This window comes from Vibrio sp. nBUS_14, assembly GCF_051201655.1.
Lineage (GTDB): Bacteria > Pseudomonadota > Gammaproteobacteria > Enterobacterales > Vibrionaceae > Vibrio.
Genome location: NZ_CP179207.1, coordinates 154,411 through 167,715, shown reverse-complemented (window position 1 = coordinate 167,715; position 13,305 = coordinate 154,411). Strand labels below are relative to the sequence as shown.

The following is a 13,305-nucleotide window of genomic DNA, read 5'->3' as shown; positions in this document are numbered from 1 at the left end:
TCAGAGTGTATCTTTATTCTGTGATGAAATCAGTTTCATAGTTGAGGATTTTAAGTTTGTGACTCTAAACCATTCACTTTTCTTAGCGAATAACTTTATTTAGTCGCTTTTTAGCGAGTCTTTTTTCTTAGCGAGTAACGATATGAACAACGAATTTCCGAACGATTTTTTATGGGGTGGTGCAGTAGCTGCGCATCAGCTAGAAGGCGGCTGGGATGCGAACGGCAAGGGTGTGAGTGTCGTCGACGTATTAACGGCGGGTGCTAATGGTGTACAACGTCGAATCACCGATGGTGTGATTGATGGTGAAAACTACCCAAACCAAGTGGCTGTTGATTTCTACCACCGCTACAGAGAAGACATTAAGTTATTCGCTGAGATGGGCTTTAAGTGTTTTAGAACCAGCATAGCGTGGACACGTATTTTTCCTAATGGCGATGATGCCGAGCCGTGTGAAGCGGGTTTAGCGTTTTACGATGATCTGTTTGATGAGCTGCTCAAATACGATATTCAGCCAGTCGTGACGTTGAGCCATTTTGAAATGCCTTACCATCTAGCCAAAGAATACGGCGGCTGGATGAACCGTAAAGTCATCGACTTCTTCGTTAAGTACTCGACCACTGTAATGGAGCGTTACCAGCACAAAGTGAAGTACTGGATGACGTTTAACGAGATCAATAATCAGATGAACACCTCGGCAGATATCTTTGGTTGGTTATGCTCTGGCGTGAAGTTCCCACAATGCAAGAAGCCGCAAGAAGCCATGTATCAAGCAGTTCATCACCAGTTTATTGCGAGTGCTTTGGTGGTTAAGAAAGGTCACGAGATCAACCCAGATCTTCAGGTCGGTGCAATGTGTGCAATGGTCCCTTTCTACCCTCGTTCTTCAAAGCCAGAAGACATCATGGTCGCACAGCAAGCGATGCGTGATCGCTACTTCTTCTCGGATGTGATGGTACGTGGCCACTACCCAAGCTACGCAAAACGCGATTGGGCAATCAAAGGCTTCAGCATTGAAATGCAGCCTGAAGATGAGCAAATCTTGAAAGAAGGCAAAGCGGATTACCTTGGCTTTAGCTACTACATGTCGAACACATTGGACTCGTCTTCTCACCAATCGACGGATGAAGCGATGGACGGCGGCCATGAAAATTCGGTCGATAACCCATTTATCAAATCGAGTGATTGGGGTTGGCCGATTGACCCAACTGGTCTGCGTTTCTGTTTAGCATCTCTTTATGAGCGCTATGAAGTGCCATTGTTCATTGTCGAGAATGGCTTCGGTGCTGTCGACACCATCGAAGAAGATGGCAGCATCAATGACGACTACCGCATCGCTTACCTTAGGGATCACATCAAAGAGATGAAAAAAGCCGTTACGATTGATGGTGTTGATCTAATGGGTTACACCCCTTGGGGCTGTATCGACTTGGTGTCGTTCACTACCGGTGAAATGAAAAAGCGTTACGGATTTATTTACGTAGACAAGCACAACGATCAATCCGGTACTTTAGCTCGCAAACGTAAGAAGTCGTTCGAGTGGTATAAAGGCGTGATTGCATCTAACGGTGTCACTATTTAGAATGCATTGCCCAGCGCAGTTATGTTAACTGTGAGCTGTCATTTTGCAATGAATTAGTCGGCTTATGTCGGCTAGTTTTTATAAAGGAAAAGAAGCGAATGGTAACCATGCTTGATGTCGCTAACCGCGCGGGCGTATCTAAATCGACGGTTTCTCGTGTCTTAAATGGCAAGAATATCGTGCGCCCAGATGTGGTGAAAAAGGTATTTGATGCGATTCAAGAAACAGGTTATCGACCAAACCTGTTAGCTCAGCAATTGGCGACCAAGAAGACCAACTTCATTGGCTTTGTAATCACCAATGAGTTGTTCAACGGCCCGTACTTCTCTTCCTTGATGTATCACGCTGCTTCTTATAGTGAAAAGTCGAATCATCAACTGGTGATCACCGATGGTAAACACTGCGCCGAAGACGAAAGCAAGGCGATCAATTTCCTTCTCGATATGAAGTGCGCGGGTATCATCATCTACCCGCAATGTTTAACGGAAAGCGAGATCGCACAGATCATCGAAAGCACTGATACACCGATTTTAGCGCTCAACCGCGAAATGCCATCTAAGCCCAATCATGCTATCACCACCGACCATTATCAAAGTGCCTGTTTGATGGTTGAACACATCATTGAGCAAGGCCATACAGACATTGCTGTGATTCGTGGTAAAGCTGGCTCGTCTACCGATGAACAGCGTTATCAAGCCTATCAAGATGTGCTAACCAAGCACGGTATTACATTGGATGAATTTAAAGTCGTTCAAGGCGATTGGACGATGGAGAGTGGTTATCATGCGGCTCAAGCTTTAGTGGAAAGCAAAGCAAAATTCACCGCTATTCTGTCTGAAAACGATGACATGGCGATTGGCGCGATTAAGGCTTTAACTGAACTTGGATATTCATTACCTAAAGACGTTTCTATCGTCGGTTTTGATAATAGTAAAGTGGGTGCGTTTTTAACGCCAAGTCTTACCTCTGTGAGTGTGCCACTAGAGCAAATGACGCAAAAGGCGATTCTACAAATCGTTGGTGAAACTGAGCAAGCACAAGCCTTGAGTACGACGGGCAGTTTGGTAATTCGCGACTCAGTTGCCCCGCGTGTCTAGGCTTAATTAACTGTGAGTGAGTTTCATATTTAGCCTACAAAAAGTGATGGGCTACGCACCACTGAATCGAGTCAATCCATGCGTATCTCAGCATTTATCGACTCTATTGAGCCTCGTTTAAAACTGTAATCGAGATAAGTAGGCCTAGATGAGAAAATGTTGAAACGAAAAAGCCCCGCTAACATTCAGCAGGGCTTTCAAATTAAGAACTTGGAATACGGATTTAAGCGATTTTCGCCATCTCATTCAGTATGAATGTCGCAACACAACCTTTCGTTGCAGCCATGTACTCAGCAAGGTGAGTATTCCCCATGTGTGTTTGCCACAGCTCGCGAGACGTCCAGTTTTCGTAGAAAGTGAAATGCGCTGGGTTTTCATTGTCTTGGTGAAGGTCATAGTTGATGCAACCCTCTTCTGCACGAGTGATATCAATCAGCTTTAGCAGTTCTGCTTTAACCAATTCAATTTTGTCTTCGTTAGCGACGATGTTTGCGATGATAGTCAGTTGGGTCATGTTCGTTGCCTATATTATTTGATTCACCAAAGCGGTGTTGTTCACTGAGTTGCTCTTTATTGGGTGAACAATCATCGGTGCCGGTGAACAAAGAATAGTAGGAAGGTTCATGAGGATAAACCGCGATCGATTAGAATTATTATCAAAAATTAATTGATAATAATTAGCAAACCAGGTGCGACTGGATTAGATTACCTAAAATTGCCCACACAATGAATTAAGTAATTGATATTTTGGAGTTACTGTTGTTTTTATTTGCTTGAGATACATCAAGCCTATGGTCTATGAGGTCGTGCACGGTTTTTGTAACTATTAAAGGGCCAATTGCTTCAACTACTTTGAGACGGTTTGCTCTTTGATTTCCATATTAACGGTGAATTTAACCTTTGAATCATTCCTGAATATCTAAAAATCATGTACTTTGAACGACATTTTGGTTGTGGGTGCGTGAATGTATATCGTTTGGACTAGCTAAGTATGATTTTACTGGATAATTACCTATAAATTTCTGGATTTAGCAGTAATAATCAATGAATAACCTCGAATAACTTGGTCGTTGAAAAGTTGTCGAGGCCAATTCAAAGACCTGACCGTGAAAAGGAAGTCAAACACATGCCTATGCTCCAACGCATCAGCTTAACCTTATTACTCATCGCTGTACTCGGCGGTTGTTCCTCATTACCAGAAGGCATCGATCACCCTGCCGAACCGTACACCTCTTATGGACCAAGCGCTTTATCGGATTTGGTGGATGAATATCAACCCGCATCAGAGCTGGCGACGACTGCCGTTCATTTACAAGAATCCGGTTGGGATGCATTGGCACAGCGTTTGGCGTTGATTGAAAGTGCAGAGCACACCATTGATATTCAATACTATATCTGGAACTCCGATGAATCGGGCAGATATCTCGCTAGCCGTTTATTAGCAGCCGCTGATCGTGGTGTTAAGGTTCGAGTGATGTTGGATGACATCAACCTCAATGAGCGTGAAGGGTTATTATCTGCACTTGACGCTCACCCGAACGTCGAGATCCGAATCTTCAACCCAACACCAACACGCCGTGGTTTTAGTAAGTGGTTAAGCTTCCTTGCGGACTTCTCTCGCTTAAATCGCCGGATGCACAATAAATCGTTTACCGTAGATGGCACCTTGTCAGTGGTAGGTGGGCGTAATATTGGCGATGAATATTTCGACCTTTCTGACGAGATCAACTTCCGAGATCGTGATGTATTGGTGATGGGCTCGGTTGTTACCACGATCCAAACCAGCTTTATTGAGTATTGGGACAGCCGTTGGTCTTACCCTGTCGATATGTTAGGTGACGACGAACAACCGGATCTTTCAAAGATTGACGATATAACCGTTCCGCAATACAAAAGCTACCCAGAGTTACCATTAAATCGTGAAGCAGCAGATAGCCTATTGAAAAAGGTTCTTGATGAGATGACTTGGGTGAATGCTCGTTTTGCTTACGATCGCCCTGTACCTGTCGATTCAGACAATACTGATGAACCAAAAGCAACGGCAGTTCTGTTAGGACAACTCGCAAGCGAGTCGAAACAAGAGATCTTGCTTGAGTCGGCTTACTTGGTATTTGATGATGGCCAATTAGAAGAGTGGCAAACGTTGAATAACGAAGGCGTTGAGATAAAAGCATTGACCAACTCAATGGCGTCAAATGACTTGGTTACTAACCACTCTGCTTACGCGGGCAGACGCTACGATATGTTAGAGAATGGCATCGACTTGTTTGAGTTAAAACCAGAATCCAAGTTATGTGAAGAATCGACTCAAGACGTGTCGAAATGTGCGCCCGAGACGGCTTATGGCTTGCACGCTAAATCAGTGGTGTTTGACCGCAGTATCGCGAGTATTGGCTCATTCAACTTCAACTTACGCTCTACCTACCTCAATACTGAATCGGTTTTGATCATCGAGAATAAAGAGATTGCTGAAACGTTAGCTGACACCATTGAGCAAGCAATGAGTGAAGAAAACAGCTGGCGATTGGAACTGGAAGATGGTGATGTGTATTGGTATTCAGGCGAGCAAAGTTGGGACAGCGAACCAGAAACAGGCAAGTGGGAACGAATGCAGTCAGGCTTCCTACAGCTGTTACCAATTGAGAAATATCTGTAAGAGTGTCAATACCTTAGAAATTAAAAATGTCAGCGTATTATGCGCTGACATTTTTGTTTGTGATGACGAAACGGAGCTAGCGCTTGGTCAGTTGCTTACTGTTCAAGTAAGGCAAAATATGCGGGCGAGATTCACCAGACAACTTTTGTGTGATCTGTTGTGACCAACTGCTTTGCTTCTGATTGCTTGAGCGGCTTGCGTAGTAGCTTTGCATCGAATCATCGTAGCTGGCAATTTCATTTAGGCTCAGCGGTTGGTATTGGTTTTCGTGCATTACTACGTGAGCAGGAAGGCGAGGCTTAATTTCTGGTTGTTGTGCTGGGTGACCTAAGCACATCCCGAACAACACGGCGGTGTGTTGTGGTAGTTCTAGCAGTTCATCGACTTGTTGTGCACTATTACGCAAGCCACCAATGTATACGCCACCTAAGCCCAGAGACTCAGCAGCCAGCATGCAGTTTTGCGCCATAATGCCAGAATCGACGGCGCCAATCAGAGTCAGTTCAGTAAAGTCGGTCTTTACTTCAGGGTTGATTTGAGCATGGCGTTGGTAGTCGATACAGAACACCAAAAACTCGGCTGCATTTTCTACGTAAGCTTGATTGCCTGCATATTCGGCTAGCAGTTTACGCTTCTCTTTGTCTGTCACTCTGATGATTGAAACAGCCTGTAATAAGCTTGATGATGACGCGGCGAGACCTGCCTGGACAATTAAATCGAGGTGCTCTTTCTCTATTGGTTGATCGGTATATTGACGAATGGAGCGATGCCCCAAGATAGTCTCAATCGTACTATTCATAGCGCTCTGACTGTCCTTGTTTTTATGATGTATTACAAATCACCATAACGACATTTTTTAGTGGGGTAAACCCTTAACTCCGTAACTCATTTGTTTTTGAACTTGGATCTTTTTTGCGTTCAAAGACTGGCTGTATACGTGTCGACTATAATGCACATACGCGGGCGACCGCCATGGGAGCATATTTTCATGTGCCAGTTGAGCAATTCCCTCTGGTCTCTGTTGATATCGCTAGCCGTAGTGAAAAATGAACGCTTCAATGGAGCAAGCGCCACACAGATTCAATAGTAACACATTGATATATCCTCAAAGTATTTAGCTTTCATGTAGCCACTGATTTTTCTGAGAGTAAGTTTTGAGTAAACTCTTTCTTTAGGAATACTAAAATGAATACCCTCTCCATTTTGTGAGGGTATCTTATTTAAAATTCAACAACTTATTCGACTGTATTGTGAATTATTAACCAATACTAACGTTGATACGCTTTGGCGTATTCCGAGGAAGCTCGTGCTTGTTGACCGGAGAGACCAATATAAAGTCTGAGGAAAAAGTAATTGCTTGAGAGTCTCAACTTAATATTCTCTTGTTTTTGTGAGGATATGTTGTAAATCTGTGAATCTAAATTGTTTATATTCTGTGCTGTGTACTGGATCTCATTTGTTATTTGAGTCCCTTGCTAAGGTAAATAATGAATGTGTACTACCAATCACTTTAATCAACTGAAGAGGTTTCTATGCTAGGTGAAAATCACTCTATTGTTCACGAATTTCCTGAAATGAAAGACAAAATTGCTGAGCTTGCTAAAATTGATGATGGCTTTGCAACAGACATGAAGACATACGACAACCTTGATAAAGAGATTCGTAAACTTGAGCTGAAAGATTCACCCATTGATGATGGCTCAATGCATCAGCTGAAGCACGACCGTTCTGTGCTGAAAGATGCGCTATATGCTCGCTTGAGCAGCTAATGGACAACAGATTTTAGATATAGACAACAAAAACTCCCTCGGGAGTTTTTTTGTAAGAGATTGGCACCTACTTAAATGATTGAGTGTGATCCGAATACCCGGTAATAAAAAAGCTTAGCGCGGGGGACGCTAAGCTTGGTTATTAATCAGGTTTCTAAACTGTGCTTATTGGCTGGTGGATTAGCCTACTTGAGAAAAGCTTACTACTTTACGTTGTAGCTTCTCTTTTAAGTAATCAGACAATGCTTGTTGCTCAGATTCGCTCATGTACAAGCCAAGCTTGGTTCTGCGCCATAAGATGTCTTCGTCTGTCATTGCCATCTCTTGGTTGATTAAGTAATCAATCTCAGCTTGGTAAACACCGTGTGCTTCGCTTGAGAACTGGATACCAAGGTCCGCTTCACACGTAGCGCCTTCAAGTAGATCCCATGTGTAAGTACCAAATTGGGTCACGTAACGAAGCAGCAGTGCTTCTGATGCCCAAGGGTATTTCGTGTGCATCATTGCGGCAAGCTGTTCGCGGCTGCAGCTGAAGTTACCACCCGGTAGCGTGTCGTTAGCTGTCCAAGGTGACCCCATATGTTTTAGGTAAGGTTCTAGCTTGTTTACAGCTGCTTCACCAAGCTTACGGTAAGTGGTTAGCTTGCCACCGAAAATAGAAAGCAGTGGCGCTTGGTCAAACTCAGCATCTAATTCTAATGTGTAGTCACGGGTTATTGCTTGTGGTGAGTCAGATTCATCATCACAAAGCGGTCTCACGCCACTGAAAGTCCACACTACATCGTCACGCTCTAGTTGCTTAACAAAATGCTGGTTTACAATATCAATTAAGTAATCAACTTCTACATCGTCGATAGTCACTTCACGAGGATCGCCTTTGTATTCAAGATCGGTTGTACCGATGAGTGAGAACTTATCTAGGTAAGGGATCATAAACACGATGCGGTTATCTTTATTTTGTAGAATGTACGCTTGTGGTTCGTCATGAATACGTGGCACAACAATATGCGAGCCTTTGATCAAACGAATATTACGCGGTGATGTTTGCTCTAAACCATCATCGAAGAACTGTTTCACCCAAGGGCCAGCAGCATTAACAAGTGCTTTCGCTTTACGCTCGAAGCGTTGGTTTGTCATCACATCAAGAATCGTTACATGCCAAACATCGCCTTCACGGTGTGCTTTTTCAACTCGGCAGTAGTTACGAACTTCTGCGTTGTTCTCTTTCGCCGCTAATACGTTCAGCAATACCATACGCGCATCATCTACCCAGCAATCTGAGTATTCAAAACCTGTTTTCATTTCTGGCTTCAGTAAACCTGATTTCGCCAAGTTCACTGTTTTACTACCAGGAAGCGTGGTGCGTTTACCCAAGTTATCGTAAAGGAATAGACCACAGCGGATCATCCAAGCTGGGCGTAAAAATGGTCGATGAGGTAAACGGAAACGCATAGGTTGAGCAACATGAGGTGCTTTTCTTATCAATACTTCACGCTCGGCCAGTGCTTCCGAAACCAAACGAAACTCGTAGTGTTCAAGGTAACGTAAGCCACCGTGGATAAGTTTTGAACTTGCAGACGATGTCGCAGAGGCGAAATCATTTGCTTCGTATAAACCAACGTTTAGACCACGACCTGCTGCGTCAGCCGCGATGCCTGCACCATTGATGCCGCCGCCGATCACGATTAAGTCTAGAGTTGAAGATGTACTATTTTTTGAATTATTTTGTTGAGCACTCATGGTTTTGACCTCTTTCTGAGCGAACGAGCATTTTGGAACATAATTCAATCCTATATTAACTTTCGTTTTCGGTCATTTATTATTTTCGTTTATGCGCGTTTTATGTGATTTGCGCATAAAAAAACCTCTGCTTATGAAAGCAGAGGTTAAAATAAAACTTATTCGAGCATAGAAGTGACATGAACATGGATCAAGTATTGATGGTTCAGTTATTAAAAAAAGCCAGCTATCGATAAGTGTTTATCAATAAAACTGGCTTTTGATTGCTCACGAATGCGAGTGCTTAACTCCATTCAACTCAATTTAATCTAGCTTGGCTTAGCAGGGGCTATTCACTTGGTGTTGAAGGCTGAGCGGTATCGATGACTTCTAACGGAATGTCTGAATCTTTAAGGATGTTGAGAATCTCTTCCGGCGGCTGCTTATTAGTAAATACCATGTGTGCCTGAGAGATATTACCAAGCTTAACCATCGCATTACGGCCAAACTTAGTGTGGTCGACAGCTAAGAAGATACTGCGGCTGTTTTCGATGATGGCTTGTTTCACTCGAACTTCGTGATAGTCAAAATCGAGCAGTGAGCCGTCAAAGTCGATACCACTGATACCCAAGATGCCGAAATCAAGGCGGAATTGTTTGACGAAATCGAGGGTTGCTTCACCCACGATGCCGCCGTCGCGGTTTCTTACTTCACCGCCCGCCAAGATAACCTTGATCTCAGGGTTAGGTAAAAGGACGCTCGCAACGTTAATATTGTTGGTCACAACTCGTAGCTGTTTATGATTCTTGTTGAGTGCGCGAGCAACCGATTCAGGTGTGGTTCCGATATCAACGAACAAGGTTGCGCCATCTGGGATGTGTTTAACCAGTTCGTCGGCAATCACGTCTTTTTCGTTGAAGTTATGCGCTTTACGCGTGTTATAAGAGGTATTTTCTGAGCTTAAAGGAATGGTTGCACCACCGTGATAGCGACGGATTTTGTTGCTATCGGCCAGTTCGTTGAGGTCTCGTCTGATGGTTTGTGGGCTGACATCGAACTTTTCAACGAGCTCATCGGTACTCACATATCCTTGTGTTTTAACCAGGTCTACAATCTGCTGGTGTCTTGGTATCTGCTTCACTTAACTTACCACTCCCTGCACGCTAAAGGCTCTAGCGCGTCAAAATCGAAAATATAAACTCGCGCTATTGTGCTCGAATTGAAGAAGAGAGAGAAGTAATGATGGTAAGGAATCGTGTCTAAACCGCAAAAACGGTGCTCTGAGCGGAAAATTTGAGCCCCAAACACAAAAAGAGCACAAAATAGTGCTCTTTTTAGTTTCGTTTACTGAGGTTCGAACAATCCAATCGACGTGAAAGTGATTATTCGAACGCCTCAGTTGTGTGAACGACTAGTGTTAAACGAATAGCGAGTAGCTGAAGACTCAGCATTACTCTTCGTCGTCATCGTGCAGTTCAGACCAAACCTGAGCACACTTGATAGCACGCTTCCAGCCTTTGTAACGGCGGTTACGCTTCTCTTCGTCGTGGTGTGGCATGAAGGTACGATCTAGAACGGCTTTGTCTTGAAGCTCGTCGATGCTGTCCCAGAAACCAACCGCAAGGCCAGCAAGGTAAGCGGCACCCAGAGCGGTCACTTCCGTTACTTCAGGGCGGTGAACTTCAGTATCAAGCACGTCTGATTGGAACTGCATTAGGAAGTTGTTCGCTACTGCGCCGCCATCAACACGTAGTTTCGCTAGCTTAATGCCAGAGTCGGCTTGCATTGCGTCAAGTACGTCGCGAGTTTGGTAAGCAATACCTTCCAACGTTGCACGGATGATGTGATTAGAGTTCACACCACGAGTTAGGCCGACAATCGTACCGCGAGCATAAGCATCCCAGTATGGTGCGCCTAGACCAGTAAACGCAGGAACCACGTAAACGCCGTTTGAAGAGTCTACTTTGGTTGCGAAGTACTCAGAGTCTTCTGCGCCAGCCAGCAGCTTCATTTCATCACGTAGCCATTGGATAGATGCGCCACCCATGAATACCGCACCTTCAAGCGCATATGCAGGTTCGCCTTTAGGGCCACATGCTAGCGTTGTTAGTAGGCCATTCTTTGATGTTACTTTCTCTTGGCCAGTGTTCATTAAAAGGAAACAACCCGTGCCGTAAGTATTCTTAGCTTGGCCTGCTTCTACACACATTTGACCGTAAAGTGCAGCTTGTTGGTCACCCGCAATACCCGCGATTGGGATACGAGTACCGCCTTTACCACCAAGGTTCGTTTGACCGTATACCTCTGAAGAGCGTTTCACTTCAGGCATCATGACTGACGGAATACCCATCTCATCAAGTAGCTTCTGATCCCAACATAGGTCGTTGATGTTGAATAACATAGTACGTGACGCGTTGGTGTAATCCGTAACGTGAACACGTCCTTGAGTCATCTTCCAAACCAACCAAGTATCAACCGTACCGAACAGTAGTTTGCCAGCTTCAGCGTCTTCGCGAGCGCCTTCAACGTTGTCTAGAATCCATTTTACTTTGGTACCTGAGAAATACGGGTCAAGGACTAAGCCTGTATTGTCACGTACGTAGTCTTCTAAGCCACGTGCTTTAAGATCTTCACAGATATCTGCTGTACGGCGGCACTGCCATACGATTGCGTTGTAAACCGGTTTGCCAGTTTCTTTGTTCCAAACAATGTTGGTTTCACGTTGGTTAGTGATACCGATACCCGCTAGCTCGTCGCTGCGAATGCCTGCTTTAGCAAGTGCTTCAACCAAGGTAGAGCTTTGAGTTGCCCAGATTTCCATTGGATCGTGCTCAACCCAACCTGCTTTCGGGTAAATCTGAGTGAATTCTCTTTGAGAAGAGCTAACGATGTTTGCATCGTGGTCGAGGATTACAGCGCGAGAACTTGTGGTGCCTTGGTCTAGGGCAACAATGTATTTTTGCTCGGTCATGGTAAGAATCCTTTTTCTTTCGTTATTTATATTTTAGTAAATGTAAGGTCGCTTAGGGATTAAGCTTGAGCTTGTTCAGCTTCTTCTTCTGTTTCACATTGGTTTGGAATTGTGCAGCCTTGGCCTTCTACTGGTAGGTAAGCACCAATAACACGTGGGTACAACCAACCACCAAAACAAGCACCAGCAATTGGAGCAAGAATTGGAACGATGAAATAAGGAATATCACGAGCACCGCTTAATGCGAAATCCCAACCTGCAAAGTAAGCGAAAAGTTTTGGCCCAAAGTCACGAGCGGGGTTCATTGCAAAGCCAGTCAGTGGACCTAAAGAACCACCAATTACTGCGATAAGAATACCGATCAGTAGAGGATTCATTGCACCGCGAGATGCGCCATTGTTCTCATCACCTAACGCCAAAATAGCAAACATCAACACAGCCGTAATCACGAATTCCACAGCAAAAGCGCCCAAGAAAGAAAGTGAAGCATGTGGGTAAGTCGAGAAGATACCAGCGGTTGATAGTGCGTCTTGACTGCTACGAACGAAGTTATGTGCGATTTCGTAGTCAGTGAATAGGTTGCTGTACAGGCTGTAAACCAATGCCGCAGAACAGAATGCGCCAAGTAGCTGCGAAATGATATAAGGCACAACTTTCGCCTTATCAAAGCCATGGAACATTGCGAGTGCGATGGTCACTGCCGGGTTTATGTGTGCGCCAGAAACGCCAGCAGTACAGTAAATTGCGATGGCTACGCCGAAGCCCCAGATGATGCTGACTTCCCATTGTCCGAATGTCGCACCGGTTAGTACCAATGCTGCCACACAGCCAACGCCAAAGAATATGAGCAAGCCTGTACCGATAAATTCGGCCAAGCATTGCCCAAATAAAGAGGGGTGTTTGTTAGTTGTCATGTTTGAGTCCTTTTTAGTTTTGCTTATCTAGCACGTGCATTGTGCATATATTAGCGAGCGCGAAAATAAACGAACGTTAAATTTGAGCGTTTGAGCATGAAGTTGTTAACTAAAGTCACTTTAAATGTTAAACCGAACACTTTTGTTCGAAAAAGAAGCTCGCATGAAAGTCATTGCTAGAATTGATAGGTTGCGAGGTCGCTAAAATTACCTGTATGTAAACGGATGCACAACTGGTACGAGGAGTTGATGGCTGGATTTGTGATGCTGATTCGCGAGTGGTGGTTTATTAAACTTGGATCTTGTGGACTTATCCGGGCTCTCAAATGTTGGAAAAGCGTTAACAAACAAGGATGTACTTACGCTGTGACAAAAAATTCCAGATCCATACTGAATCTGGCAATTCGCTTGGTCTATCGCTCAGTGGTGATATTTGAGCGAATTAGTGACTTAATTGAGAGCGCTAACTTTGCCTTGTGTTACAAAGTAGTCTCTTACCGCCTCCGGTTGATTTGGTTTTATCGAAAACACGCTCGAAAGGGCTAGCATTGCTATGGCTTGAACAAGCATTGAAAGGCCTATTTGACGAAACATAAG

The 13,305-nt window shown here is 44.3% G+C and carries 10 protein-coding genes and 1 pseudogene; 5 read left to right on the top strand and 6 right to left on the bottom strand.

The window, feature by feature from the left end; translation table 11 throughout:
* Positions 1-142: 142 nt before the first annotated feature.
* Both ACMAZD_RS18305 and ACMAZD_RS18300 read left to right on the top strand, forming a co-directional pair.
* Entirely contained in the window at positions 143-1,582 is a 1,440-nt protein-coding gene (locus ACMAZD_RS18305; RefSeq protein WP_435250095.1) for a 6-phospho-beta-glucosidase, read from the top strand.
* A gap of 98 nt (positions 1,583-1,680) precedes the next feature.
* Positions 1,681-2,679, top strand: a complete 999-nt coding sequence (locus ACMAZD_RS18300) for a LacI family DNA-binding transcriptional regulator (protein WP_435250094.1) — start codon at positions 1,681-1,683, stop codon at positions 2,677-2,679.
* A gap of 223 nt (positions 2,680-2,902) precedes the next feature.
* On the opposite strand, the gene ACMAZD_RS18295 is transcribed toward ACMAZD_RS18300, so the two are convergent.
* Positions 2,903-3,193, bottom strand: a complete 291-nt coding sequence (locus ACMAZD_RS18295) for a putative quinol monooxygenase (protein ID WP_435250093.1) — start codon at positions 3,191-3,193, stop codon at positions 2,903-2,905.
* Positions 3,194-3,805: 612 nt separating this feature from the next.
* Here ACMAZD_RS18295 and ACMAZD_RS18290 point away from each other — a divergent pair.
* Positions 3,806-5,335, top strand: coding sequence for a phospholipase D family protein (locus ACMAZD_RS18290; RefSeq protein WP_435250092.1), 1,530 nt, complete (start codon positions 3,806-3,808; stop codon positions 5,333-5,335).
* 76 nt (positions 5,336-5,411) lie between these two features.
* Here the strand turns inward: ACMAZD_RS18290 and nfsA are convergent, their stop codons facing one another.
* The gene (gene nfsA / locus ACMAZD_RS18285) at positions 5,412-6,134 is read right to left on the bottom strand and encodes an oxygen-insensitive NADPH nitroreductase (RefSeq protein ID WP_435250091.1); all 723 of its coding nucleotides are present in this window, start codon (positions 6,132-6,134) and stop codon (positions 5,412-5,414) included.
* 733 nt (positions 6,135-6,867) lie between these two features.
* Between nfsA and ACMAZD_RS18280 the strand changes: the two genes are divergently transcribed.
* Positions 6,868-7,104 carry a YdcH family protein gene (locus ACMAZD_RS18280; RefSeq protein ID WP_435250090.1) on the top strand — a complete coding sequence of 79 codons (237 nt, stop codon included), beginning with the start codon at positions 6,868-6,870 and terminating at the stop codon, positions 7,102-7,104.
* A gap of 180 nt (positions 7,105-7,284) precedes the next feature.
* On the opposite strand, the gene glpD is transcribed toward ACMAZD_RS18280, so the two are convergent.
* The 4 genes from glpD to ACMAZD_RS18260 form a co-directional block, all read right to left on the bottom strand.
* Entirely contained in the window at positions 7,285-8,844 is a 1,560-nt protein-coding gene (glpD, locus tag ACMAZD_RS18275) for a glycerol-3-phosphate dehydrogenase (protein WP_435250089.1), read from the bottom strand.
* Positions 8,845-9,172: 328 nt separating this feature from the next.
* The gene (locus ACMAZD_RS18270) at positions 9,173-9,964 is read right to left on the bottom strand and encodes a DeoR/GlpR family transcriptional regulator (protein ID WP_435250088.1); all 792 of its coding nucleotides are present in this window, start codon (positions 9,962-9,964) and stop codon (positions 9,173-9,175) included.
* 309 nt (positions 9,965-10,273) lie between these two features.
* Positions 10,274-11,794, bottom strand: coding sequence for a glycerol kinase GlpK (gene glpK, locus ACMAZD_RS18265; RefSeq protein WP_435250087.1), 1,521 nt, complete (start codon positions 11,792-11,794; stop codon positions 10,274-10,276).
* Positions 11,795-11,853: 59 nt separating this feature from the next.
* On the bottom strand, positions 11,854-12,708 hold the full coding sequence (locus ACMAZD_RS18260; protein WP_435250086.1) for an MIP/aquaporin family protein: 855 nt from the start codon (positions 12,706-12,708) through the stop codon (positions 11,854-11,856).
* A gap of 500 nt (positions 12,709-13,208) precedes the next feature.
* Here ACMAZD_RS18260 and ACMAZD_RS18255 point away from each other — a divergent pair.
* Positions 13,209-13,304: pseudogene (locus tag ACMAZD_RS18255) on the top strand (LysR family transcriptional regulator); the annotation flags it as partial.
* Position 13,305: the final 1 nt, after the last annotated feature.